Below are 25,843 nucleotides of genomic sequence, written 5' to 3' on the forward strand. Positions count from 1 at the left end.
GGCACTCTGGCTATACTTCCCGGCATGATGATGATGCATCCCCGCTGCCGGGAAACTTGCTTTTGGTGCAGGGGTTTACTTTACATATTCCGGTGAGTACTATATGGACTACAAGGGGGCTTAAGTATATCGCTGGCAAGCTTCTAATCGTCTCAGGAAGTTTATCGACCTCGCTATTTTTTAGAAGCAATAAAAAGTTATCTCATCTTATACATTAGAAAATCGATTATATCACGAAGTGCTAATGTATGAGAAGGGTTGAATAATTTAAAACTATGATCACTTGCTTAATTTATGAAATAGGGTATTAGGGTGTTCTGAGGATGTAAAACCGGTGATATCTTTATTTTTATCCATTATAAAAGTGATTTCATGATCGGCTATATTTGTAAATGTGGTATTCTTTACATGAAAAATTGGATAGTTCATACCGTCGACTACAGCATAAAGTGATTTTTCTCTTGTATTCATTTTTAGTTCTACTGTAGTGTTGTTTAAGTATTTATATATTCCTGTGTAGGTTTCTAAATGTTTACTGTTTTTTATTTTTTCATATGGGTTGTCGTCTGATAGTATTAATCCTTCTCCAGGAGTCCATTTGTCATATTCCATATGATAGGCTATTTTTCTTGCTTCATTAAAACCTCTTAGTTTTGCTACCAGGTGTAATGCTCCATCGATACCCGCAGAAATACCGGCAGTAGTGATTACTTTTCCGTTATCTACAAACCGTACATCTTTTCTAACATTGATTTCTGGGTATTCTTTTTCTAGTTTGTTTAATGCACTATGAAACGTAGTGGCCGTTTTACCATTTAAAACTCCTGATTTAGCTAGAGCAAAGGCCCCTGTGCATACAGAGAAATGATACTGAGTTTTTTGTTGAGTCTTGATCCAATTAATTACTTCTGCATCATTAAAAGCCGTTGAGCTGTTTCCTCCAAAAAAAGCTAAAATATCAGCTTGAGGGGCATCCTTAATATCATAGTCGGGTAGTATCTTTAATATTCCTTGGGATATAATAGGGTCTTTGGTTTTAGAAACAGTAAATACTTCAAAATTGGCATAGGCAAATACTTCCATAGGTCCTGCAAAATCCAGTATTTCTATTCCTGGTTGTAGATAGAAAGCTATTTTTTTTCTTTTAGGGGTACTTTTTTTTAATTGTTCTTTTGAGATCAGTTTCATGTTACAGTGAGTACAAGTTCCTGGTTTATTAAATTCTATAGTATCACAACTACTGGCACAAGGAGGACATACATAAATTTTATTTGGGTTCTGTACTGATGTTTGTGATAATACTGATATGCTGATAAAAAAGATGAATGATACGATTAACTTTGACATTGTTTTTTGATTAATTATTAATGCATATAAAGTTAAGCTTCTGCATACTCTTGTAGAAGGACAAGTATACGCAGTATCGGGACAGGTATTATAAAGAAGTAATACTTGTGGGTAAAGCGTTTTGATGTTTTTTTAGTAAAGACCTTAATTGATTGGTACTTTTTAATCCACAAAGATGAGCCACGTAGCTAACTTTATTTCCTTCTGCCAAAAGATGTATTGCTTTATCTACTCTTAGTTTTTCGTGGTAAGCTCCAATCGTTACTCCAGTAGTTTTTTTAAAAAGCCGAGTGAGATTGCGGCTGCTCATATGTATATCTTCTGCTAAATCTTCTAGTGTAAAAGAAGAATGTAAATGTTTGATCATATAGTCTTGCACATCATGAATGCGAGTATCCAAATGATTTCTATATTGTAAAAACACACTTAACTGGGGATCTGATTCTCCACGACGAAAATATAAAACCACCTCTTTGGCAATGTCTATGGCAAATTTTGGTCCGTATAGTTGTTCAAGGATATATAAGGAGAGATCAATACCAGAGCTTACTCCTGCACTAGAATATAAATTGTTATCGACTACAAAAAGTCGATTATTGATAAGTTCTACAGATGTAAACCTATTCTCGAATTCTGTTAAATATTTCCAATGTGTTGTACATGTATTACCGTCTAATATTCCGGATTCTGCAAGTAAAAATGTTCCGGTACAGACAGAACAAATATTAACTTCATTGTTATATTGCACTCTTAACCAATCAAAGAATGTTTTACTTTTTTGTATAAAAACAGGATCAGAGAGGAGTTGAAACTCTACTCCCGGGATAAAAATAAAGTCATTTTTTGTTAATGTAAATTGAGAAAAAGAAGAAAGTTTTGTGAAATATAACCCAGCGCTACTTTGAATTTCTTTTTGATTGTCTATAGAAACAAAATGAAGATCAATATCAGCACCATACTCTTTGGCTTCATAAAAAAGATGCGCCGGACCATTTATGTCCAGTAAATGTACTTTGGGCGGTATTACAAAAATGATATTTTTGATTCTCGGATTTTTAGTAAAGATAAGATATCTTCAAAAAAGTGTTTAAAAATCTAAATATACACGCTCTTTAATATTTGTTTTTTTGTTTTACTCGCAGGGAAGTGCCTTAATTTCTGAAACGAATACTTCTTGAGTGACCAGAGGATTTAGATTAATAAAATTAGTTTCGGTATTATAATCGATAGAAATATCTCCATTACATATTTTTCCATTGTTGTCATTATCCCATTCGATATTTATATAATATGAGATATTTCTATTTGATGTATTAAGTTCTATCATAGACTCTGGATTAGGAGGGATGGTAAGGGTTATAGTTACCGGTAGTTGATTAGATTCAAAGTTTTGAGTACTGATCAGTGTGGCTGCAACATCTGCATAGCTATTATCAAAGCCATAGACCAAAATGGTGAATTTTGGATTAGTAATGCCTATTGATGCTGCACTTTTTAACTCTAGTCTTATTGCACTATTGCCACCATCATCATCAGAATTACATGATGTACATATTAATGCTGTTAACAATATTCGAAGTAAAATTTTCATAACATAACAATTCGTGATGTGTAACCTGATTGTGCATTTTGGACATTGCCATCCAAAATGCACATTGGTTTATATACTATAGATGTGTGATCCTATGAAAGGTTGCGGCTTATTTTTATAATGAAACTGTTTCTGTTTCTTCGACCATTTTATTTCTTAACTCAATAATTTCTAATAATGTTTTAATTTCTTTTTTAATACTTTTTCTAATAAAACTAATAAAGATAATAGCTCCGATAATATAGGAAACATCTATGAGAATCATTTTCCAGGTACTGAAATACAGACTAAACTCTGGAGTAATCATATAAAAACCTATAGTGTATAACGCAAGAATAATAATGGTCACAGGGCCATGAATTTGTTTTCTAAATTTATAAAAAGCAATAGTGTTATTTGTTGTTTTTAATACGTTATCTATGATATCAATTTTCTTTGATTTTGATACACTAATACACTCTATAACAATCCTGGTTAGTAACCCTCCTATCATTAGTACGACTCCGATTCGACTTAAGATTTCTTGCACAGGAGCAAGGAAGTAGAAAAATGCAGCAATACCAATTAAAGTAACAGATAATACTGCGATGTTGCCATAATGAAACTGTACACTAGAATTTTTCTTTGTAGTGATAGCGGCTAAAGTTTCATTAATTATTTCAGTATTATTTTCAATATCTTTTTTTCCTTTTTGCCATTTGTTTTGTAATTCATCAAATTCATTTTCCATGGTCTAATATTTTTTTAAGTCTTTTTTTTATTCTGTGAATTTTTACCCTAACATTAGTGGGTTTGATACCCAAAATATTGGATATTTCATCATAATTCTGCCCTTCTAATACCATCATGATCATCAATCTATCAAGTTCTTCTAATTGTCCGATTGCTTTATATAATCCTTGTTCCTGATCAGGTTCTGGATTTTGAGATTCATCTACTAATGCATGTTCTATTTTATCTATAGATAATCGTTTCTTCTTTTTTTCTTTTCTAATGTATTGAAGGCATGTGTTTACAGTGATTCGATATACCCAGGTTTTATGGGTGGATTGTCCTTTGAAGTTAAGGAGCGCATTCCAGATATTAATAAATACTTCTTGCGAAAGATCATTAGCCAGATCAATATCTCCTTTCATAAAACCCAGGCACATCTGTCTTACCATAGGATAACATTCTCGATATACAGTTTCGAAAAGCTGTTGATTCTTTTTACTCATTTGTTAAGAATGCATTTACTTGTGCATAAAACCACTCTGGTTGATCAAACATGATGAAATGTTTACTATCTGATGCCATTTCTATCGTTTTGTTTGCTAAAGTAGCATATTGTTTTTCATAATTGGATTTTGCAATTTCTACAGTAGGGAATGATGCGCCTAAAATTAGAGTCTTTGCAGTCACTTTATCTAATACTTTTCTTAAATCTAATTTTAATAAATCGGTATATCCATATACATAGGTTTTACGATCTGCCTCCATAATCCAATGGATCAAAGTATTTACTTTTTCTTTTTTATTCGTCATATTTTGAGCCATCATAGTCGCAGTTTGTTTAAATTGTGCTTCTTCCATAGCAAGTATCTGCTTATTATAAGGACTTTCGTATTGTATATTACTTTCTGGGACTCCTGGCATCATAAGTTCACGCATACAAGGTATTGGATCTACGATAATCATACTAGTTATAGTATCAGGTAATGCCGCAGCAAGATCGGTAGCTAGATTTCCTCCCATACTATGTCCGATTATTTTGACATTAGTTAGGTTTTTAGTTTTGATATAGGTTATCAATTCTTTTTTTATGGTGTCATACCAAGGCATTGGGATAGGTTGATTACCATTAAAACCTGCATAAGAAATAAGATGAGCCTCATTTTTTGAAGTTAAATGATCAACAGTCTCCTCCCAAATAGATCCGGGAGTTGTAAACCCAGGTAAAAATAATACCGGAGTTCCTTTTCCTACAACTTTAACTTTAAAAGCTGATGTTTGACCAAATCCCAAACTAACGATTGCTAATAATACAATGGTGATTTTTAATGTTTTCATGTTTATGTTTTTTATTGTTTTTAAGACTTATTTTTCCCTTTGATGCAGAACACAATGAATTGTTACACGCAAGAGTGAAAAAAAATAGAAAACATGTCGATAAGAGGTGAAAGCCTGTGTTTACAAAGGAAAAGGAGAAGAAGAATTTATGAAGTAATAAATATTTTCCTTGTTGAGGTAAATAATACTAAGAATAAAAGTTATTTCTTTTTACGTATATCAATGGTATAGAGCCAATGTATACTTACCCAAAGTTTATGTTTGGTATCAGAATTAAAGAAATTACTAATTCGATAGTCTAAACCAAATTCAGTCTTACTTCTTCTATTGAACTCGTATCCCAGAAAAGGCAGAAGTCTGATTTCTAAATCTGTTTCATCTTGTTGATATGATCCAAGATATTCGTTACTAAACTTAAGATAGAATTCTTTGGAGTCAATTTGTTCTCCTGATAACGGTTTTTCATAGGTTACTCTATATCTCAAACGAAATTCTGGAGCTTCATTACTCGTAAAAGTTTGATCTGTTGCCAAGCGATGACCAATTCGGCCTACATGAAGTAGTTGAACATAATTGTACTGTTGAATTGTGCGATGAATAATCTCATCATCCTTTATTCTAAATAAATATCCACCATTAAGCACTCCATGAGCTCCAATTTTTGTAGAAATCAGAGAAGTTAAATCAGTAAGAATATAAGAATATTGAAATGAATTTTCTTCTGTATCATCGATGAATACTTGTCGTGATTCTATGGCATTAATTAATTTTGTACGATTAGAAAGTTTTGAAGATAATGTGAATTTGGGAAGTATACCACTTGAGAATTCACTTTGAGCGAGTATATCATGTGTTAGTAAATTGATACACAAGACTAGAAATAGAATTTTTATGATGGTATTATGCATGACTAAAACTGTATATTATCAGAATTACGCTGTACGATCTCAAGAAATTTTATGATAGTTCCCTTTGGATCAATTAAGACTTCATACAAATGATAATTTTTTTCTCTTTTACCTTTTATGACAATCTCATAAAGAGTGGTATAAGAATCTTTTGATGCTTTTTCCTGCATCAAACTTAATAATGTTTGTCGATCTGCTTTCCATTGTATTTGTGTTTTTACAATAGTATATTTGGTAAAAACAGAATCTAATGAATGAGTAATGTTTGTTTTTATTTCTTTAGGAAGTGTTTTAAAATGTATTGTTTTCTCAATATCGATAGGGTTTCCTAGAGTGTCAAACTCAATACTAAAACGTGCTCTGTTTTTTTTGGTTTTGGCTTCTATTGTTTTTCCATCTTGACTCTCTTCAGCATACCATCTTATAGTGTTTTTGAAAAAACAACTGTCTATAAATGATAATGCTTTTGGAGGGACAATATCTGGTTGGATTCGATATTCTCGTTCATACTTTGTCTGAGCTGTAGCAAATACAGTAAAAAACATTCCGAAAGCAACTATTATTTTTTTCATCAAAAAATGTTTTGAAACATAAATCAATGCTTAGAAGAATCATTAAATTGCCATAATACATTTACGATTTTCCAGGCTCCATTAATTTTTATGATGTGCATATAATCAACCCATTCATCTGCAATAAGTTTTACAGAAGCAGTTTTGTCAAAAATGTCTAGTATAATCACTTCTTTTTTAGGATTATCAGGGAACTTATCTCCATTACGATTATAAGACTCAGAAAGGAGTACCATAAAATCTGTAAAAGTCTCACGCAAATACTCTTTGTTTGTGGTTTTGTTCTTCCAAAATGTTCTTTTTACCATTCTTGGATGAGCAGCGCGTTCAAATTGCTCAGGTTTTACGTGATGTTGCGCTTCAATATAATCCAGAGCTACTTGTTTAATTGCCAAAGAGTCTTGTTTGGTTTGGCCATAGGTTTTAATGGTAATACATGAGATTATTAAAATGAGTAAAAGAGAATATGATTTCATGTGAATGCAATTATTAATAGTAAGAATATTATATTTTTAGGTTACCAATATTCGAATATTTTGGAGATTTTACCACTTTTAAATTCGAATAAAGCCATTTGAGCATCTCCTTCTTTTGTCCCAGTGTCAGTCTTATTAATAAACTTCTTTTCTGTAACAATAGCATCGAGTCCCGTAATCATGTTGATTACTTTGATATCTATTACGCTTCCATCATAACCTCCCTTTTTTTGATTACGTACGTATCCATCATATAATTCTTGTCTGGTATATGTGCCTCCATATTTTGGATGTATATAGACAAAATCATCTGTAAATAATTCAAAAACTTCATCAATATCTTTTATGGTAGAGTTGGCTTTAAAGATTTTAATATTTATAGTATAGTAATCATTTACTAACTTAACAAGAACATCTTTTGGAGTTGGTTCATGCTCTTCTTGTGCATTAATATCATGAATAGCAGTAGTACATAAAAAGAATGCGAAAATAACGCTACATGGATACTTCATTGAATTGACTGATTGTTTTTCAGTTCTAAAAATATAAGATATATGATAATTAAATAAGAAAGTTTTCTTAAATCTTAAAGATCAGTAAACTCACTTGAATTAAATAAATGAAGTTATCGTTTTAGTTTTTTTGAATTTCTCCTTAGTTTTGCAACGAAGTAAAATATTCTTTTGGTGAGGTTCCCATTAATTTTTTAAACGATTTATTAAAGGTCGTTTTAGAATTGAAACCTGCTTCTTGCGCAATCCCAAAAAAAGTAAGATTTTGGTTTTTTTCAGATTTTGCCAATTCTACAAATTCCTTAATACGATAATAATTGATGTATTCGAAGAAATTCATACCGACATTTTCATTGAGTAATCGAGCAATTTCGGGACTACTCACTCCAAGCATTTCTGCAAGCTCAGCCTTTAATAATTTTCTATTGAGATAAGGTTTTTTCTCAATCATTAATGTATCTAATTGGGCTTTTAGTGCATCAAGATCCTTTTTTGATAATTTTGATTGTGTATATTTTTTATGGATTGAAGGAGGGATAATTTTAAATAAATCGGGAGAAATCATACCATAATAGGCAATAAAGAGAATGATTAAAGCAATACTTAACCAGATAGTTTCTCTTGCCGTTCTTTCTATCATTTCAAATCCAAAAATACTAATGAAGTATACAATAACCCAGCATAGTAGACAAATACCGATTGCAATAAGAAAATTTAGGAAAAACTGTGTTTTTACGGTATAGCTTAACTCATCTCGAAGTTCTTTTTTAAATACAAAAAACAGATGCAGGCTCATGGCCCAATATGTAATGTTGAATAGTAATCCTATGCCTATAAAAATGGTTATGGTACGAAATAATTCTCCGCTTTTTACTCTTAATCTCATTTCTTGATCTGTAGGAAGCATAAACATGAAAATCACAAAAATAATGTAAAAAACTCCTGGGATGTAATGTAACAGATCCTGATAAGAAAAACGTTTTTTTAATAAAGAAGATCTGGTAAACAAGTAAATTGTGGATCCAAATAAAAGTGTAGCAAATTCTGAAAAGGCAATAAATCTAAAATTCTTACCAAAAACTTCTGATATATAGATAACCCGTCCCGATAAACCTATCATAAGCACTACTACCAAAAAAGCGACATAACCGTTAATGTTCTTTCTGTTTTTTGGTGAAAAAAGATAAATAAAGAGTAAGAAGATACTCTGAAAATATCCAAAATACACAAGTTGATTTAGAAGTGTTTGCATAGGTGTTGGGTTAAGTAGGTGGTTTTTAATACCACCTACTTTTTTATATCGCTAAAAATAGTTACTTAATCTGAAACTGATTCACATGTTTTACCGAACTATGATTCATTTTTAGATTCTCTGTATAGAATTTTTCAAAAGCAGCTTTATTTTCCCATGAAGTGATGACCAGATAATCTGGGTTATAATGATATCCAAATGGAGATGTACCTTCTACAAATTCTATTTCTATTTGGCCACCTGCCTTTTTACTTTTTTGTAACCACTCTTGCTTAAATTTTTTAAAGGATTGTTCATCTTTTTGCCAATATGCAGTGGTGATATTAAACCTTTCTGGATCGATTTTAAAAGAAAGATCTTCCTTTAATTCATAATACGTTAAACCAAAGGTTGACCAGATATTTCTTCTTTCTTGATGAAAGTCAGGCATTGTTTTTTCTATTTCTTGTAAAAATTTTTCTCGACCACTTAGCGTATCCCAATATCCAAAGACCATAACTTCGGGGTGGTAATTTCCTTGAGTCGGACTTCCTGATACTGCTCTTCCAGGTAATGGGTGATATCCCATTTTTTCGGCAACAGGAAATGCGGTTTTAAAATAGTTGTCTAATTTTTTTTTGGTGTCGGGTTTTGTATTTAGAAATATAATATCAAATACTTGTCCTTTTTTTTGGGCATATGATTTTATTTTTGATTGCGCCTGTAGATTTAAAAAATTAGTGATTAAAAATAAGGTTAATAGTGAGATTTTTAAAAGCTTCATATGTTTCTTTACTTTAATTAATGATTCTTAATTGATAAGACAAATGTAGAAGCTATATTCTGAGAACTAAAGTAAAATAAGGGCTTTGAAGTACATATACCGTATGCGTACTTATATAAAATACAAATATAACTGATAGTTATTCTTAAAAGAATAGATAATTAGAAAGTGATCATTTATTAGATATAGTTTTATCAATACTGTATAACGAAATCATCTGCTTTTTAAGCTTAGAGGAAGGAACATTTTTTAGCATAAAGTTTCTAATTCTACTGCCATATCTCATGTTACCAATTTTACCCATGTTCCAGGATTGGGATACTATCGAATTCACTTTTTTAGATCTTAATCTATAGAATTCTGAAAATGCCTGAATAATATCTTTTTGTGATGCAATTAGATTCGATAGATAATATGCATCTTCAATAGCTTGTGAACCTCCTTGTCCAAGATTAGGGGTCATGCCATGAGCAGCATCCCCAATTAAACATATATTATGATGATGCCAGGTTTTTAAAATTTTTAAATCATTAAGATCGGTTCTGATAATTTTATCAGTTGGTGTGTGTTTTATAAGTTGAATAACTTCTTCATGAAAATCAGAAAATAAATCTATGAGTTTATCTTTTAAAAATACGGTATCATCTTTCAAATTAGGCTCACTTAACGCAACGGCAAACCAATATACTTGATTCTTTTGCAATCTTGAGATTCCAAACCTTAACTGATTTCCCCACATTTCTATTCCATTATGATCAAAAGTAGGATTCATTTCATATGCTGCAACTCCTCTCCAACAAGTTTGCCCAGAGTACCGTAATCGACTTTTTGGAAAAAGTTGGTGCCTTATCTTAGAGTGAATTCCATCTGACCCAATAAGGTATGTTGTTGTAGTTTGTGTACCATCTTCAAATACAATCTCAATCTTTTGGTCGCTTAAAGAAGTATAGCTTTTAAATGCTTTTCCCATAGTTATCTTTTCTTTGGGAATATTTTTAAGTAAAAGGTACTGTAGTTTCCCTCGATGAATTGCAATTGTAGAGAAGCCAAATTGCTCTTTTGCAAAATTTTGATCGGTGTCAGAAATAGGGTTTAGTTGTAAATCTGCTAATGTAATTCTATCTATAGAATTTCCATGGAGCTGAAGATCTTTTAAGATACTCGGATTGATCCATTCAATAACCTGAAGCGCATTTGGAGGCATCCAGATACCAGCACCAATTTCTTTTAGTTCTGGAGCTTTTTCATACACATGATATTCGATTCCTAGTTTTTCAAAAGCTAAAGCTGTGGTAAGCCCACCAATTCCTGCACCAATTATTGTAATCATACGTATTATTTATGGTAAGTCATCTGCAAATAAAATATTAATTTCAGAGAATCCTTTATCTCTATTTGGAATAAGATTTTGATATGCTTTACTATTCAATAAATTTATAACATTCTCTTTTGAAGGAAAGTCCATAACCAATAAAAAAACAAATTTTTGTTCTCCGTGATATACATCCTCTATTTTACTTCTTTTGATTACCGTCCCACCAATATCTAATAATAGAGGCATAACTTCTTTTACATACTTTTGTAAGGCCTCTATTTCGTCTAAATTTGGAGAAGAGGTTACAATTAAAGTTGTTTTTATAGGTGGATCTTGTTGAAGCATTTTTTGATGCAATGACTTTTGGTGAATACTATAAAATATATCTTTTGCATTTGAGCTATGTATTGTGGAAAAAACTATGATGATTAATAGTAATGCTTTTTTCATTTTTATAGAATATGCGTACTGTAAATGTAATACAAAAGCATACGAAGTCCTCTTAATCTAGATTAATAAATTGAATATAAATTAGGTGTAAAGATCGTATCAATCCACTTTCTGTCTTTCCATTAAAATTTTGATATATTTATACTCGTTTTGGTAAGTCTGCATTCACTCTTAACCAAGTCTAGGGTACATTCATATGTATATTCTTGTTCAGATTTATCTTTGCATTTATATCCTGTAACTCCTCCGGTATTAGTATCCAAACAAAACCAACCTCCCGTTTCCTCAAGACTTTCTAATTTTTTATTAAATCGTTTTTCAGTTACTTCAATATCGTTAATGAAATATTTTGTAGTTATTTCCTGATGTATAGCTTTTGTTGTGATATTGGTGTACGCAAACATCGTTGTGAACATCATGAATATATGTAGTATTATTCTAGCCAAGAGTTTAGTAGATTTGATTTATAACGTTTAATGTAAACTGCTTCTAATGAGTTTATATATTCTTAACTTTCTTTTTTAGGAGGCAATTCTATATCTCCATCGGGATGAATACGACAGATGACTTTACTCTTTTGATCAATTAGATTTAAAACAAACACTACCGGGCCATCTTTAGGTAATTTTTGAAACTCTATACTACCGGCAACAGACTGTAACCCTTTTAAAACCGCAGCAGAAGCATTTTGCAAACATTCTTCGATATATTCATCTTCATTACTTGCAAAATATTCACTTTGTTCATCAAGTGGAAAGAAAGAAGTTAAATCTATTCCACCGCATTCACTAAAACTTTCTCCTTCTGATCCACCACCATATCCCATAAATTCTAGATCTGGAGGAGAAGTGATTTCTCCCTGGGCAGAAAAAATAATTTTAGATACTGGTTTTAGGGGGTCATATCCTGTATATTCTGAATCTATAAAAAGAGTAAAAGACTCTAGTAAATCAGCATTAATTTGCTCTTGTATACTGTTGTTTTTTGTAGTACTCATAAGTCTGTTTTTTTATGATGTAATACAAAACTAATAACAATAGGAGAGGTGTAACTACCTGTTTTCAGTGAAAAATAATATGAAAATTAAAGAGCATTAGTATATGAAAAGGAGAGGTGTTAATACATAAAGCAACTAAATTATTATTTATAAACACATGGTAAGACTTTTATATTATGAGAATTAATAGTACAGAGTAAGGTATGGGTATACGAACTTTGTTAACTATAGGATAATTTTGAACATATTTCTTACATGTTTTCAAAGTAATCTGGATTTATCTAAAGTTATCTACTGACATGGGCTGCCTTAGCAGTCAAAGTTTCTTTAGTTAAAGTTTTGATAATATATGTCCTTTACCAGATTTAAACTATTGGAAGTGTTTAAACTAGATTTTTCTTGAATTAATTTTAAAATAATTACTGCAACTTTTTATTTAAAGTATAGTATTATCTATGTAAACTTTTAAAATCAATATCACAATGAAAAAACTATTATTATTTTTAACAATTACCATTGCATTCTGTTATTCCTGTAATAATGATGATGATGAACCTAATGTTATCAAGCAAGAGTTCGTATTAGAAGAAGTAAATAATTCGGGAATCAAAGGTCTTGTTAGTATTGTAAAATCTGCTACTGATTACACATTTTTTACTATTATATTAGAGGGTACAAGCTCAGGGAATTTATATCCTACACATATTTATAATGATTCTTTGACTGATGATGGAAATATTGCTTTTTCACTTTCTGAAGCATATAGAAGAGAAGGAGATAAAGTTGCGATTTCTTCTACTCCATTTAGCCCGATTGATAAAGGTGATTCTTTTTTTGTAATGACATACGATGAACTAATCAATTTTGATGGCCACGTAAAAATCCTTAAAAGTGAAAGCGATCCAACAGTTGTAGCTCAAGGCAATATTGGAATTAATGCACAATAAGAAACTACTTTAATAGTACAAAAAATAAATAACGTTTGCTTTGTATCTTAATTTTGAATAATATGACCACTATATTCAAAATTAAGATACAATACTTTTTTTTTTTTTTTTTTTTGATATTCAGTGTTTTAGCAGAGGGATATGTGAGTTTTACAATTGACTTGTAATAAACCTCTAGTCTTTTTTACTTAAATTTTATATAAAATAGGATTAAACGCTTTGGAAGCAACAATAACTTTATCACCAATATTAAGATCCTTTATTTCATCTTCCTGGGCAATTACTTTTACAAAATTAGCATCTATTATGATGGTAACAATATAGATAACATCTTCCTTTTGTATTTGAACGATTTCACCAGAAAATTGAAATTTTCCACTTACTCGTTGATTTGTAAATATATCAATAGGATTACCTTGTTTGGTAATCATCCCGTTTTCTATAATCATCACACAATCAGACATTTTTACAACTTCACCTATATCATGACTAATGAGAAGGGTGGTTAACTTAAATTGTCTATGCACTTCGAGAATATAATCCTGTAATTTTGCTCGCATTTTTGGGTCCAACGCAGAGAGTGGCTCGTCTAATAATAAGATATCTGGTTTTCTAACCATTGCCCTGGCCAAAGCAACACGTTGTTTTTGTCCTCCAGAAAGGTGTTGAGGTTTTCTATTCTGTAAGTTCCCTAATTCTATAATAGCAATTAATTCATCTACAATTTTTTTATCTTGCCCTTTCTCTAATGCAAAAAAGAGATTTTCTTTTACTGTCATATTAGGGAATAAGGCATACTCCTGAAAAACAAGTCCCACTTTTCGTTGTTGTGGTTTTAGATATATTTTTTGTTCGGTATCTAACCATGTTTTTTGTTTGATAGTAATTAACCCTTTGTCTGCTTTTAATAATCCAGAAATTATTCTGAAAATAGATGTTTTTCCTGCTCCCGATTCTCCATACAATGTCGTTAGTTTTCCTTCTTCCAAAGTAAAATCTACATCAAGAAGCATTTCTCCTTCTACGGCTGTTAATTTTTTTTGTACTGCAATATGTATCATTTCCAGAACCTTTTTAAATGACCTCCATTAACTAGATATACTAGTAGTAGTATACAAAAACTAATGAGAAACAAAATGAGAGAATACCAGTTTGCCGTAGAATAGTTAAGAGCTTCAACTTCATCATAGATTGCAATCGAAGCTACTTTGGTTTTACCCGGTATATTTCCTCCAATCATTAATACAACCCCAAATTCTCCAATAGTATGCGCAAAAGCAAGAACAACTCCCGTAAGTAATGAAGGTTTTATATTAGGAAGAAGAACTTTAAAAAGTGTTGTGATTTTTGATTTCCCCAAGACATAAGATGCTTCTGAGATGGTCGATGATAAATTCGAAAACCCAGCTTGTATAGGATGTACCATAAAAGGTAAACTATATAAAACAGAGGCTAGAACCAGACCTTGAAATGAAAAAATAAATTGTATTCGCAGAGATTCATTAAGCCAACTTCCAAAAGTACTTGAAGGACTAAAAACAACTAATAAATAAAATCCTAAAACTGTAGGAGGGAGCACCAAAGGCATACTTACTAAGGTCTCAGCTATTGGCTTGAACCATGATTTTGAATGTGCCAACCAATATGCAAGCGGAATTGAAACAATCAATAGTAAAAGTGTTGTAACAAGAGCTAATTTAAAAGTTAATACTAAAGGTTGCCAATCCATCATTCTGATAACATTATTTCATTTGTTTTAATCATAGCTGTGATTTTTTCATCTACCTGAAGGCGTAATTCCTGAACGGCATTTGTAGTGATGATAGATACTATATTTCCTACACCAATATCAATAGTAAGTTTACTCAATAATTCTCCGTTTTCTATGGTAAGAATTTTTCCGACTATTTTATTTTGCATACTTACGGCATGTTCTACACCTTTACCAATAATAACTTCTGTTTCTTTAAAAATAACCTTGACAATATTTCCTTTTGTTAAATAAGAAGCCGTATCGGGTGTTTCAACCACAATAGTTTTGAAAGAGATATTATCCACATCAATCTCTACTAATGAAAGATTTCCATTGGTTTTAACAGCCGTTATTTTTCCTTTAAGAATGTTCATTTATTAGTATTTACATCATATCCATAACCTTCAAGGATTCCCTTTGCATCAGAGGAGAATAAGAAGTTATAAAATTGCTTAGTATTTGCAGCAACACGATTTTTTTGTTTTATCATCACTACTCCTTGGGTTATTGGTGAATATACAGCTTTATCAATATCAACCCAATTTCCTTTATTTTTCATTTGAGAAGATAGCACTACCGACTTTGATGTAAAACCAATTTCGGCAGATTTTGAAACAATAAATTGATTGGTTTGTGATATACTTTCTCCAAAAACTAATTTATGCTTTAAATTATCATAAAGTTCATAATGCTCTAATATTTCTATTGTTGATGATCCATAAGGAGCTGTTTTAGGATTTGCCAATGCGATATGCTTGATTTGTTTGTTTTCTAGCATTTGCAATGAAGGAGTTATGTCATCGATCATGGTCCATAGGATTAATTTTCCATAAGCGTAAATCTCTGGATTTTTGGTTGTTAATCCATTCTCGAATAGCTCGTAAGGATATTTCATATTGGCAGAAATAAAAATATGATAAGGAGCTCCTTCTTTGATTTGAGCAGTTAATTTCCCAGAAGAACTGATAATCAATTCACAAACTATACCTGTTTTTTGAGTGAATTTTTTGGCAATATCCTCTATGGCATAACGCATATTGGAAGCTACTGCAATAGTAACTTTATTATGATCATCCTTTTGGTAACCACAAGCAGAGATTATAAATAAAGTACAACCTATCAATATAGAATTTAGTGTGCTAGTCCATTTCATCCTTATTTTCTTATTCGAGGAAAGTATCTTAATTAGATTACTTATTTTTTATTTCGCTATAAATTAACCCTTTCCAGAAAAGTTTTTCTTCGGGTTCTAAAGTATTTTTGAACTTAAAGTCAAAGACGGCTTTTATAATTCCTTGATTGAATACTATTTTATCTATAATAATGGTTCCACTATCTAATGGAAAAATATGTTCTCCTAAATCTCTAATACTATTAAAATCAACCCAAACAGAACAATTGTCATTGTCGATATTTAAATTCAAACTGCTGTGTGTGGAGACATTATTGATGGATTGCCCTGTTATTGTATTCTTTTCTGTTTTTTTAAATTCAATGAAATTGGTTCCTGAATATTCATACATTCTGTTTTCTGATTTTAAAGAATATGGTACATGAATGGTATCAATAATCTTATAAAATACTTGCAAAGAGTCTTTTAAGATTTTTCCGTTTTTATCTTTCATGTTGTCAACCTCAGGGGGACAATCCCAATCGCAGCTAATTTGTCCAAAGCTATTTTTATAGATACCTTCCTTATAACTCCAGTTTTTTCTAAATGAAAAATCTCCTTCTAAATTTTCGGTCCATTTAATTTTTATTCCTCTTGTCGTATCTTTTTTTTGCCCTGAAGTATGGCAAGATATAGCCATTAAGGATACTAAGATTATGAAGTTAAATTTCATTTTTTATGTTTTGATAGAAGGAAATATAGATGATTTATTTTATCAAAGATACAATACTCATTTAATAATAGTATGGGAATGAGTACAGGATAATTCTATGAATCGATAGGCTAGTATAAAGACGTATAATGGTATAGAATTATTTATTATGTACTTTCTCGAGCTAGAAATAATATCATAGTGATATTTCTATTATGATTTTATAGTAAAAGACACTAATGTATAGTCAATTATGAGCTTTATATCTGTGATAACATTATTTTATAGCACGATTTTCTATGTGTTTTGTACTAATGCTACAATTTTGCTAAAGTCATTATTTTTTAAATCATCTTTATCTATACAAAGATAGAGGTGAGCTCCATTTGCACTAAAACCATAACCTTCGTGCCCTTTCATCTCAAAAGAGATCAGGTTTATATACTGGTCACTTTTATCATCGTTACCAAAATGTTGTTCTGCCCATTCTTCTGAGATCGTATGTTGAACCGAAAATGGAACACCTAATAATAAATTGTGACTAAAAAGCGTATGCAAATCATTTTTTGGAGTAGGAGGTTTTAATCCTACCTGAGCCGCCATTTTTGTATGCATCTGAATTTTAATTGCATCATCCATCATATTATTGGCAACTTGATCAATGCCATCGGCATCATCTTCAGAAATAAGATCATCTTCTAATAAATCATAATTAAAAGGATATCTTGGAAGTTGGAAACTACTTTTAAAGTGAATTGTTCTAGGTGCTAATCGTTGATCAGGAGGAATGACTTCGGGAATATCTGCAAATATGAGATTTTCTGAGTCAGGAAAGTAGTATGTCTTAAAAGCATCTTCAACATCATACTCCCACATGATGTCATCTGTAACAGAAGCAAAACATAACAAAATTCCTTTATCCGGAAATTTATTCTCGATGTCAAAAGGTTTTATTTCCTCAAAATTGAGTTGAAAAAAGAAAGCCATTGGAGCCTTTTGCCCTAATGATTGTATTGGCCACACAAAATTAGAAGGAACAGCAGGTTGACCACCAAATCTAGAATTTTTTAAATGATGCTCAGATTCTTGTTCATCAACTGAAAAAATAATATTAGGAATAATAGATTGAATTACACAATCTTCTTTATCCCATTCATATTCTTTTATTTCATCAATAATTAATTGCTTTAAATCGCTCATATCTTTATTTAGATCTTCTTATGTCAAAGATAAATACGATCTATGTTCTTTATCTCCCTGTTTTCAGTGAAATTATAATTGGATGGTTTATTTGGATTGCTATTATTTAAAAAAATCCTTTTACACCATGATTTTTAATCAGCTAAAGTTTCACAATAGAAACCATTGGTTTTTACTAAGTCTATTATGTCATTTTCATGTAAATTTTCGGTGGTTTCAATTCTTAAAACATTGTCAACGTCTTCTGTGTCAATAGACCAATTGATTATTGTTGATAAGCTATTTAATAAAGGTTTTATAGATTTAATTTTTTTCTTTGTTTCAATATCAGTTTTAAATATTAACAATTTCATGTATGTGGTTTATCTATTAGTGTAATGTACTTAGTTTTGTATTGATTATTCTTCGCTATCACTACTGGTGTCGTTGCTCATACGTTCTACATATTCTTTATATGCACGATCTCCTTCTTCTTTCCAAAAGTCATCATAGTATTTCCATTTAGAAAACTCGCTTTTAGGTTCTTTTTTACAAGATGATTTCGAATGTTTAGAAGATTTATGACTTTTACCACCACCTCCAGAACTTCCAAGGATAATTTTAAAAAGTATATATAAACCAACGGCTTGCCAGTAGGTGAGTAGCGGTAATCCAAAAATTACTGGCATTAACCAGTTCCAGAGCCACATGATGACAAAACCAAACAATATGGCTAGTCCCACTACTGCAAGTACTCCTAAAATTACCCACCCTATAATTTCTCCCAGGGATTTACTTCTCATTTTATGTTTAAAGAAATTTGTCATTTTTTTTGTTTTAGATTATATTTTTTTTAGTTCAATTTTTTTATATAATAATGAAATAGCTCTATGCCGTCTGGACATCAAAGTGCCTTCTGGAATTCCTGTTTCCTGGCTAATCTCGCGATATGTGTACCCTTCAAAATCTATCGCTATGATGATGTCTCGATATACAGGTTTTAGATTCCAGATGGTTTTTTTTAATTCACTTTTCATTTGTTCAGAGTACAAGTTATCTTGTGTGTCGTATACAATTTCTGCAAATTCGGCTAATCTGATTTCATTTTCATCTTTGTAGGCAGTTGACTTTTTATTAGACCTCATTACATCGATAATTTTGTTTTTAATAGAATGATATACAAAGCCAGCCACATTATTAATAGGAGAATACCTATCTGCTCCAGAAAACAATTTTAATGCTACATCCTGAAGAATATCCTCAGCATCACGATTTACACCAGCTTTTATCTTAGAATTGATATAAGCTTTAAGTGAAAGATATTCGTTGCTAAAAAACTCAGAGAGTTTTTTGTTATTTTCGGATTCCGAAGTCATTTAAAAACTATTTCGATAGGTCTTCATTACTAAAGACGAAACTTTTTAAAACCATTGCATTATTTTTAAAAGTAATTTTTAATACGCAATGTTTTTTACTTCTTAAAGAATAAAAAAAGTAGCGCAGGAGCTAAGTTGAAAGAAAATTGTACTTGTCAATTTTTTTTAAGAATGCAAAATATTAACAAGATGAAGTGCACTATATTAGACTATAGTAGTGTAGTCAAATATTTGTTTTTACTTTGTTAGCCAACATTTCTGTATATTCGAACCCGTTGACATCTTTAATGCCATATAATGGATAATTCAAAGAAGCAGAGGCATGATCTCCATAAAAGAAGTTAAATAAAATACTGTAGTCATCCTGTTCTTTGTTTTTTTGATAGAAAACTTTTATAAAATCATATTTTTTATCCTTATGTATCTGGATAACACTTGTCGTTTGTTGTTTTACAAAGATTTCTTGATTCACATAATCTTCAAGTGTTCGTATTTTTGAATGGTTTAACCAATATATTGTACGATACACATATTCTAGGGTTCTTTGTTTTATACTAGCGGCATTATAGTTTTCACTTGTCCAGAAATACGGTGTACAAAAATTTCTGGTTACTAATGCATTTAATTTAAATTTACTATCAAAATCTGTCGTATACTGATTTGTCCACCCACCCTTGAGATCATCGGCTAGATTTAAAACAATGTTAATGACTTCGGAATTTTGATTTTCATATTTGGTATTTAAATTTTTGGTAACTTCTTCAATTAACTCTTCAGCATTGATATTTTTTAATTCCCTTATTTTCTGAAGTACATGTTCTTTGGCCATAGGATTAAATCCGCCAATTGGTAAATCCAAATCTCCTTTTGTTCCTCCTTGAAGTTTAGAAATATAGGTTTTAAATCGCTCAGGGGATATGGGTTTATTATATAAATCTTCTATAAAAGAAAGTACAGGTATATTTTTAAATTTCATTTTGATTGATTTTAAAGCTTCAGATGCTTAATAATATCCTGAATGAATTTTGATGTGCCTTTTTCAATTTGTTTTGTTAACGTATCCAGATCATCAAAATTAGGATTTTCGACTACAATATGTTCTACTATAGAAACCTCTTTTTCTGTAGTAGTAGGGATGTGATATTTATCCCAATCACTGTTTTTAAATAGTGTCCAATATTTGGTTTGAATCTTTTTGTTATATCCTGCTAGCCAAATTTCGAACCTGATTTTCTCATGATTAAAAATCATAGCAATTTTTAACTTTTCTTTTTTTAAGCGTTCTGGAGTGAAAGAAAAATAGGTAATATCCATATAACCATGATGAATATTTCCGGATACAAAATAATCAGGGTACTTATTTTTAAAATAAGTTTTTAAACTCATCATATATTCAATCAAACCTTTATACGCCTTTTTGATATCCCCTTTTTCTAGTTGTTTTTTATATTCGGTAACATAATTGTTAAATGAGTTCATATATTGTGTTTTTTTGATTTGCGATATGAATTTTTATCTAAATAATAATTTAAACCTCTCATTTCCATCATCCTTCGAGAATTAAATAGCTTTAACTCCTGGCTTTTTATTGATTTTTTTAAAACATACAATTTATTTCTAATTTCAATTCATAAATATAAAATACAAGATGTTGTTTTATCTAAAATGTATATTAATTTTTAGATATCTAAAAGCTTGTTTTATGGATAAAGAACAGAGAAGATATGACAAAAGCCCATCGGTGAGATGAGCTTTGTTATTATATGTGATTGAATATCTAGATTGAAATTAGAGACCTTTTACGGCTTCTGCATTATTCACCAATACGATTACATCATATCCAAATATGATTTTTCTAAACGCCTTGGATAATTTTGCATATAGACCATATCGAAGAGGTACTAAATCTAAAATGTAATATTTTTTGGTAATTGATGGGATTATATTTTGAATCTCTTCTGGAAATTGTTTTGTATTATCAAATGACATTATAGGATCTGGAGTAAATGGATTTCCAGTCATCGTTTTTCCGTGAATACCCATAATTATATAATGTAGTGAATGCATATCGTTAGTAATTGCTAATTCACTACCCATATTAGCAATATCATAAATATGAGTACGAGTTAATCCTTTGGCTGCGTGATTCGCTCCTAATTTGAAGATTACTTTTGGAGTATTTTCATTTTTTTTCGCCTCTTTGTAATAACGCATAAAATTACTCTTCATTAATTGACCTCGTGTCTGATTGTTTTTATAATATTCTTTGGAAATAGTATTATATGCATATATTTCTTTTGTTTTCCAGAGTTGGTTTAAGATTTCAATTTCCTTTTTATTCGTGGTGAGAGCTAGTAACTCTTTATGGGTATTTTCATCATAGCTAAAGATATATGTTGCATTAAAATCTTTATTGGTAATGGCAGATGTAAAGGCTTCTTTAGCTTTTTTCTTTAACTCTATAAGTTTGTTTTTGAATGGTTTGTTAGAAGTGGTCTTCATCATATGATCAAAGTTTAACCCAAATTGAACCATAAAAGTCTGATCAATACCCCAGATCTCTCCATTTTTTTTAATGGTATTGGTAAACATATCATAATCATCTTGATTGCTGTAAAAAGGAATAGAAAATGGAAACTCTTTATACAGACTTCTTGCTTTGTCAATAGGATTTTTAGAAGAGGCTATTGCAGTTATTTTTTCTGCGGCTAAAGCATCGGTTTCGATGCATAATGTTTTATAACCAAAAGGTTGTGCAATATCGTATATGAACTTTGTAAATGTTCCGGCTTCTTTTATTCCGTGTTGTTCTCCCACAAAAACAAATTGACTGTTTTCTAGACTTTTCTGAGTAAGTGTAACAAATTTTTGATCTGTAAAATCATCGATTTCAAAACTATACTTTGCCAAATCGACCTGGTTTTGTGCCAGAAGCAGAGGTGAGGATAAAAAAGTGCAACTTAAAAGTAAACATAAAATTCTGTTCATCACATTTTGTTTTTTGATTGAATACTCAAAAATACCTCGTTTGGGAATTGGTTTTTAAATGATTATTATCAACTACGATATCTCATACATAAAACTTGATATAATGATTATGAACTGTGTTATTTTATGCATAAGCATATCGTTTTATCTATTGAAATGCTATAAGAAACGATAGAATACAAATACATTTTAGTAGTAATTACCTACATTTATTAATATAAAATATATAATTATGGAAATACAGACGGCAAAACTTCCTGTATTATGGCGATGTGCTATCGTTGTTATTCTTGGGGGAATTATGTTTGGTATTATAGCCATCGCTTCAAGGTTTAAGGAACCTCCTAAAGTTTATCCATTCTTCGCAGTATTATGGCTATGTATTATTTATTTGAGTTTTGAAGCCATTCGTCGTTTTCAGTTAAAAGTTATAAAAAAGAATCAAAAAAATATGGTTGTGTTTGTACAAAGTATTCTTTTGGGAACTTCAGTATATACTACACTGTTTTATTTTTATAAATGGTTAGATTATTTTATCCTAGGCAGTGAAAAACCCATGATACCACATATGGTATTCGCTTTTTTTACTGGTATCGCTATTTCTACCATTCTAAGCTTAATTTTACTGGCATTTAATTGGAGAAATCAATATTATATATCACATATTCAAAATGAGCAATTTAAAAGAGAAATTGTAAATGCTAATTTATCTATTCTTAAAAACCAACTCGACCCACATTTTATGTTTAATAACTTCAACACTTTATACTACCTTATCGATGAGGATAGTGTGCTGGCACAGAAGTTTTTAAAAAACATTGCTGCAGTATATCGTTATATCCTTCAAAATAATGAACAAGCAATTATACCAATCTCTCGCGAATATGAAATGGCACGTCAATACCTTTTGTTAATAGAACAACGTTATAAAATGGCTTTAAAAGTACATGATTCTGTAAATCTTGAGTTATTTAAATGTAAAAGCGTCCCACCTTTGGTACTACAACAATTGGTAGAAAATGCTGTAAAACATAATCGAATAGACCAGCAATCTCCATTACACATTCACTTTGAAGCAGATGAAAATTATTTTACCGTAAAGAATACAAATAACCCTAAACGATCTCAGCATACGAATGGTACAGGGTTGGATAATATTACAAAGAGGTATGATTTTCTAACTGATGATAAGGTAATCATTTCACATACCAAGGAAGAATTTATAGTATCTATCCCTCTAATATCTGTAATTGATGAAAATTAAAACTGTTATTCTAGAAGATGAAGCCTCAGCCAAGGATCATTTGATAAAATTGATAAAACAAATAACTCCCGATATTTCTGTGATTAGTTCATTATCTACAGTAACTGAAGCACTACACTGGTTTCATACACAGAAACATCCTGATTTAATTTTTATGGATATCCATCTATCTGATGGAGTTTCATTTGATATTTTAGAAGAAGTTGAGATTGATGTCCCTATTATTTTTATTACAGCATATGATGAATACGCTATTAAAGCATTTAAAACTACTGGTATCGATTATTTGTTAAAACCGATTACCAGAGAAGATTTGGAAAATGCAATAGAGAAATTCTTAAAAAATAAAAATAAAATAAATGAGGAGTGGATTATTCAGAACCTTGATTTAGCACAATTGATTAAAAAACCAGAAAATGTGCAATATAAGAAGCGATTCTTACTAAGGTCTGGTAATAGTATGATTCCCGTAGTTATAGATGATATCGCATATTTTTATAGAGATGAACTTGTGTTTGCCAAACTAAAAGATAAGAGATCAATCCCAATAGACCATGCATTAAATCAATTACAAACCATGGTAAATCCTGAGCAATTTATCCGTTTAAATCGTCAATTATTAGTTAATATTAGTGCAATTAAAAAATTGGTTCCTTCAAAACCAGGGCAATTGTCCATAACATTATCCCCAGAATATCATACTGAAATACAGTTAAGTTCTGAAAGGTCTAGATGGTTAAAATTGGTTTTAAGTTAAGATATCAACTGTTTTTTAAAAGAACAGCTTTTTGTTGATCAAACTCGTCTTGAGTAATTGCACCCTCATCTAAAAGTTTCTTTAACTTAGTTAGTTTATCAATACCATCTTCTTCTGTTTTTTGTATAGGCTGCTGGTTGACAACAATTTTAGCAGGAGATACTTCACTAGATAAACTCCAAACCAAAGAGACTACCCATCCCACAATGCTCCATCCTAAAAATAAGTTTAAAGCAATGATGGCTACCGTATTACTTTTTCCTCGCATTAACGCAATTATAGAAGGGATAAAATAAAATATAGCTCCAACTATGATAAAAATAACAAAAACAACTCCAACAGTAGTGTCACTTGTATTAGATTGAAATAATAAATTCATAAAAGAATGTTTGATTTTTATTCAGTATTGATCATACATAAAACAGGAGGGGTTAGTAGTTTATGTATCTAAATGCGAAGCTACTGTATTTTTTCAAATATTCATATTAACCATAAATAAAGAAGGTGTAGATTTATAAATTTAAAGATAAAATTAGCCTAAAATATAGCACCTATAAAATATAGTTCATGTAGAATTGAATTTATTTTATTTTGCCATCATGAAATCCTGCTCTTTTCCAATTACCGTTTTCTCGTACCCATATGTTTGTGACTCTAAACCCATTTTCTTGTAGATTACCTTGTCTTGTATTAGAAACTAAGATTTTAGCCGTTACAATAGCGACATTATCATAAAATTGTACGGTTTCTTCACTCATCTCATAAGCATTAACAATTAGATCTCCGTTCTCAATATCTTTATTTCTCTTATGCAAATAATTGACCCAGGTGTTTTTATTAATTGATTCTGAACTACCGTTGGTATGAATATAGTTATCAGTAATCATCGCCTTTAATTTTTCTACATTACTATTTTTGAAAGCCTGATTAAATTCTGCTATGGTTTCCCAAAGTTTTTGTTCATCATTAACAGATGGTTTATTGGTATTAGAAGAACAACTTAGAAGAACTGTTAATATTAGAGTGAAAAAACTGATGTAAATAAGGTGGGTTTTCTTCATGACAATTTAGTATAACATGTGATTATGCAATATATATACTATTCTAAATCGCAACAATTTTTTAAGATTCTTTTATATTCTTACAATTGTAGTGATTTTATGTCTCAAGAAGATAATCATTTAAATTTATCAAGTAGGAAAACCCCGGTCGACTAGGGATCGGGGTTTGGGTACGTACCTATTACCAAGCTAATACAGGTTAAGTAACTCGATATATTTCAGAAGAATTTTATTCTAGAGTATGTGTAAGAGTATCCTGTCATATTAAAGTTACAAACAAAATCAATATGTTGGTTACGGCAAAACAACGTATTTTTTATAGATAGAAAATAAAAAAACCCGTTGTGCATTTAGTTAATATTAATTTTTAGGTTGTTTATATTTCTGTTGAATTCAAACCTATTGATATATTGAATAATGGTCATTGCTGTGATCTTTGATAAGATTCTATTTTTAAATCCCT

At 30.5% G+C, this 25,843-nt stretch carries 33 protein-coding genes and 1 pseudogene; 3 read left to right on the forward strand and 31 right to left on the reverse strand.

Annotation, left to right across the window (positions count from 1 at the left end; translation table 11 throughout):
• Positions 1-279 precede the first annotated feature (279 nt).
• From FOF46_RS01515 to FOF46_RS01590, 16 genes are all read right to left on the reverse strand, one after another.
• Positions 280-1,347 (reverse strand): DJ-1/PfpI family protein, encoded by a 1,068-nt coding sequence (locus FOF46_RS01515; RefSeq protein WP_143915259.1) that lies wholly within the window; start codon positions 1,345-1,347, stop codon positions 280-282.
• An 88-nt stretch (positions 1,348-1,435) separates the two neighbouring features.
• Positions 1,436-2,413, reverse strand: a complete 978-nt coding sequence (locus FOF46_RS01520) for a GlxA family transcriptional regulator (protein WP_333968024.1) — start codon at positions 2,411-2,413, stop codon at positions 1,436-1,438.
• Between the two features lie 66 nt (positions 2,414-2,479).
• Complete coding sequence (locus FOF46_RS01525) at positions 2,480-2,938, reverse strand: hypothetical protein (protein WP_143915261.1); 459 nt, start codon at positions 2,936-2,938, stop codon at positions 2,480-2,482.
• A 115-nt stretch (positions 2,939-3,053) separates the two neighbouring features.
• Positions 3,054-3,668 carry a hypothetical protein gene (locus FOF46_RS01530; protein WP_109436981.1) on the reverse strand — a complete coding sequence of 205 codons (615 nt, stop codon included), beginning with the start codon at positions 3,666-3,668 and terminating at the stop codon, positions 3,054-3,056.
• Positions 3,658-4,155: an RNA polymerase sigma factor gene (locus tag FOF46_RS01535; RefSeq protein ID WP_109436980.1), complete on the reverse strand. Its 498-nt coding sequence runs from the start codon at positions 4,153-4,155 to the stop codon at positions 3,658-3,660. The genes FOF46_RS01530 and FOF46_RS01535 overlap by 11 nt, the downstream gene beginning before the upstream one ends.
• Positions 4,148-4,987, reverse strand: coding sequence for an alpha/beta fold hydrolase (locus tag FOF46_RS01540; RefSeq protein WP_143915262.1), 840 nt, complete (start codon positions 4,985-4,987; stop codon positions 4,148-4,150). Before FOF46_RS01540 ends, FOF46_RS01535 begins: the two co-directional genes overlap by 8 nt.
• 200 nt (positions 4,988-5,187) lie before the next feature.
• Positions 5,188-5,895 (reverse strand): DUF2490 domain-containing protein, encoded by a 708-nt coding sequence (locus FOF46_RS01545; RefSeq protein ID WP_143915263.1) that lies wholly within the window; start codon positions 5,893-5,895, stop codon positions 5,188-5,190.
• A 2-nt stretch (positions 5,896-5,897) separates the two neighbouring features.
• Positions 5,898-6,467, reverse strand: coding sequence for a hypothetical protein (locus tag FOF46_RS01550; protein ID WP_143915264.1), 570 nt, complete (start codon positions 6,465-6,467; stop codon positions 5,898-5,900).
• 23 nt (positions 6,468-6,490) lie between these two features.
• Positions 6,491-6,943: a nuclear transport factor 2 family protein gene (locus tag FOF46_RS01555; protein WP_109436976.1), complete on the reverse strand. Its 453-nt coding sequence runs from the start codon at positions 6,941-6,943 to the stop codon at positions 6,491-6,493.
• Positions 6,944-6,984: 41 nt separating this feature from the next.
• Complete coding sequence (locus FOF46_RS01560; RefSeq protein WP_143915265.1) at positions 6,985-7,455, reverse strand: nuclear transport factor 2-like protein; 471 nt, start codon at positions 7,453-7,455, stop codon at positions 6,985-6,987.
• Positions 7,456-7,597: 142 nt separating this feature from the next.
• Entirely contained in the window at positions 7,598-8,707 is a 1,110-nt protein-coding gene (locus tag FOF46_RS01565) for an AraC family transcriptional regulator (RefSeq protein WP_143915266.1), read from the reverse strand.
• Between the two features lie 61 nt (positions 8,708-8,768).
• Positions 8,769-9,470 carry a hypothetical protein gene (locus FOF46_RS01570; RefSeq protein WP_109436973.1) on the reverse strand — a complete coding sequence of 234 codons (702 nt, stop codon included), beginning with the start codon at positions 9,468-9,470 and terminating at the stop codon, positions 8,769-8,771.
• Between the two features lie 172 nt (positions 9,471-9,642).
• Complete coding sequence (locus FOF46_RS01575; RefSeq protein ID WP_109436972.1) at positions 9,643-10,800, reverse strand: FAD-dependent monooxygenase; 1,158 nt, start codon at positions 10,798-10,800, stop codon at positions 9,643-9,645.
• Positions 10,801-10,809: 9 nt separating this feature from the next.
• Complete coding sequence (locus FOF46_RS01580; RefSeq protein ID WP_109436971.1) at positions 10,810-11,235, reverse strand: DUF1330 domain-containing protein; 426 nt, start codon at positions 11,233-11,235, stop codon at positions 10,810-10,812.
• A gap of 122 nt (positions 11,236-11,357) precedes the next feature.
• Complete coding sequence (locus FOF46_RS01585; protein ID WP_143915267.1) at positions 11,358-11,681, reverse strand: hypothetical protein; 324 nt, start codon at positions 11,679-11,681, stop codon at positions 11,358-11,360.
• A gap of 62 nt (positions 11,682-11,743) precedes the next feature.
• Positions 11,744-12,232 (reverse strand): hypothetical protein, encoded by a 489-nt coding sequence (locus FOF46_RS01590; RefSeq protein ID WP_109436969.1) that lies wholly within the window; start codon positions 12,230-12,232, stop codon positions 11,744-11,746.
• A 482-nt stretch (positions 12,233-12,714) separates the two neighbouring features.
• Between FOF46_RS01590 and FOF46_RS01595 the strand changes: the two genes are divergently transcribed.
• Positions 12,715-13,179 carry a hypothetical protein gene (locus FOF46_RS01595; RefSeq protein ID WP_109436968.1) on the forward strand — a complete coding sequence of 155 codons (465 nt, stop codon included), beginning with the start codon at positions 12,715-12,717 and terminating at the stop codon, positions 13,177-13,179.
• Between the two features lie 188 nt (positions 13,180-13,367).
• Here the strand turns inward: FOF46_RS01595 and FOF46_RS01600 are convergent, their stop codons facing one another.
• The 12 genes from FOF46_RS01600 to FOF46_RS01655 all read right to left on the reverse strand — a co-directional run bounded on the left by FOF46_RS01600 (position 13,368) and on the right by FOF46_RS01655 (position 22,298).
• Entirely contained in the window at positions 13,368-14,240 is an 873-nt protein-coding gene (locus FOF46_RS01600) for an ATP-binding cassette domain-containing protein (RefSeq protein ID WP_143915268.1), read from the reverse strand.
• Positions 14,237-14,908: a molybdate ABC transporter permease subunit gene (modB, locus tag FOF46_RS01605; RefSeq protein ID WP_143915281.1), complete on the reverse strand. Its 672-nt coding sequence runs from the start codon at positions 14,906-14,908 to the stop codon at positions 14,237-14,239. The genes FOF46_RS01600 and modB overlap by 4 nt, the downstream gene beginning before the upstream one ends.
• Positions 14,908-15,306: a TOBE domain-containing protein gene (locus tag FOF46_RS01610; RefSeq protein ID WP_109436966.1), complete on the reverse strand. Its 399-nt coding sequence runs from the start codon at positions 15,304-15,306 to the stop codon at positions 14,908-14,910. Before FOF46_RS01610 ends, modB begins: the two co-directional genes overlap by 1 nt.
• Positions 15,303-16,085 (reverse strand): molybdate ABC transporter substrate-binding protein, encoded by a 783-nt coding sequence (gene modA, locus FOF46_RS01615; RefSeq protein WP_143915269.1) that lies wholly within the window; start codon positions 16,083-16,085, stop codon positions 15,303-15,305. Before modA ends, FOF46_RS01610 begins: the two co-directional genes overlap by 4 nt.
• 37 nt (positions 16,086-16,122) lie before the next feature.
• A complete protein-coding gene (locus FOF46_RS01620) occupies positions 16,123-16,776 on the reverse strand; it encodes a hypothetical protein (protein ID WP_143915270.1) in 654 nt (217 codons plus the stop codon).
• A gap of 276 nt (positions 16,777-17,052) precedes the next feature.
• Positions 17,053-17,955, reverse strand: a complete 903-nt coding sequence (locus FOF46_RS01625) for a DUF1963 domain-containing protein (RefSeq protein ID WP_143915271.1) — start codon at positions 17,953-17,955, stop codon at positions 17,053-17,055.
• 134 nt (positions 17,956-18,089) lie between these two features.
• Entirely contained in the window at positions 18,090-18,308 is a 219-nt protein-coding gene (locus FOF46_RS01630) for a hypothetical protein (RefSeq protein WP_109436962.1), read from the reverse strand.
• 45 nt (positions 18,309-18,353) lie between these two features.
• Positions 18,354-18,761: a hypothetical protein gene (locus FOF46_RS01635; RefSeq protein WP_109436961.1), complete on the reverse strand. Its 408-nt coding sequence runs from the start codon at positions 18,759-18,761 to the stop codon at positions 18,354-18,356.
• Positions 18,762-18,776: 15 nt separating this feature from the next.
• A complete protein-coding gene (locus tag FOF46_RS01640) occupies positions 18,777-19,310 on the reverse strand; it encodes an RNA polymerase sigma factor (protein WP_143915272.1) in 534 nt (177 codons plus the stop codon).
• A gap of 223 nt (positions 19,311-19,533) precedes the next feature.
• The gene (locus tag FOF46_RS01645) at positions 19,534-20,286 is read right to left on the reverse strand and encodes a hypothetical protein (RefSeq protein WP_109436959.1); all 753 of its coding nucleotides are present in this window, start codon (positions 20,284-20,286) and stop codon (positions 19,534-19,536) included.
• A gap of 11 nt (positions 20,287-20,297) precedes the next feature.
• The gene (locus FOF46_RS01650) at positions 20,298-20,789 is read right to left on the reverse strand and encodes a DUF7000 family protein (RefSeq protein ID WP_143915273.1); all 492 of its coding nucleotides are present in this window, start codon (positions 20,787-20,789) and stop codon (positions 20,298-20,300) included.
• A 309-nt stretch (positions 20,790-21,098) separates the two neighbouring features.
• Complete coding sequence (locus FOF46_RS01655) at positions 21,099-22,298, reverse strand: hypothetical protein (protein WP_143915274.1); 1,200 nt, start codon at positions 22,296-22,298, stop codon at positions 21,099-21,101.
• A gap of 232 nt (positions 22,299-22,530) precedes the next feature.
• Here FOF46_RS01655 and FOF46_RS01660 point away from each other — a divergent pair, with 232 nt between their 5' ends.
• Positions 22,531-23,562 (forward strand): sensor histidine kinase, encoded by a 1,032-nt coding sequence (locus tag FOF46_RS01660; RefSeq protein ID WP_143915275.1) that lies wholly within the window; start codon positions 22,531-22,533, stop codon positions 23,560-23,562.
• Entirely contained in the window at positions 23,552-24,319 is a 768-nt protein-coding gene (locus FOF46_RS01665; RefSeq protein ID WP_143915276.1) for a LytR/AlgR family response regulator transcription factor, read from the forward strand. Before FOF46_RS01660 ends, FOF46_RS01665 begins: the two co-directional genes overlap by 11 nt.
• Before the next feature lie 4 nt (positions 24,320-24,323).
• Here FOF46_RS01665 and FOF46_RS32300 read toward each other — a convergent pair whose 3' ends face one another.
• The 3 genes and pseudogenes from FOF46_RS32300 to FOF46_RS32435 form a co-directional block, all read right to left on the reverse strand.
• Positions 24,324-24,698, reverse strand: coding sequence for a superinfection immunity protein (locus FOF46_RS32300; protein ID WP_109436954.1), 375 nt, complete (start codon positions 24,696-24,698; stop codon positions 24,324-24,326).
• A gap of 202 nt (positions 24,699-24,900) precedes the next feature.
• Positions 24,901-25,380, reverse strand: a complete 480-nt coding sequence (locus tag FOF46_RS01675; protein ID WP_143915277.1) for a nuclear transport factor 2 family protein — start codon at positions 25,378-25,380, stop codon at positions 24,901-24,903.
• A gap of 350 nt (positions 25,381-25,730) precedes the next feature.
• Positions 25,731-25,843 (reverse strand): annotated as a pseudogene (locus tag FOF46_RS32435) (IS982 family transposase); the annotation flags it as partial.

This window comes from Aquimarina algiphila (genome assembly GCF_007489275.1).
GTDB classification, from domain to species: domain Bacteria; phylum Bacteroidota; class Bacteroidia; order Flavobacteriales; family Flavobacteriaceae; genus Aquimarina; species Aquimarina algiphila.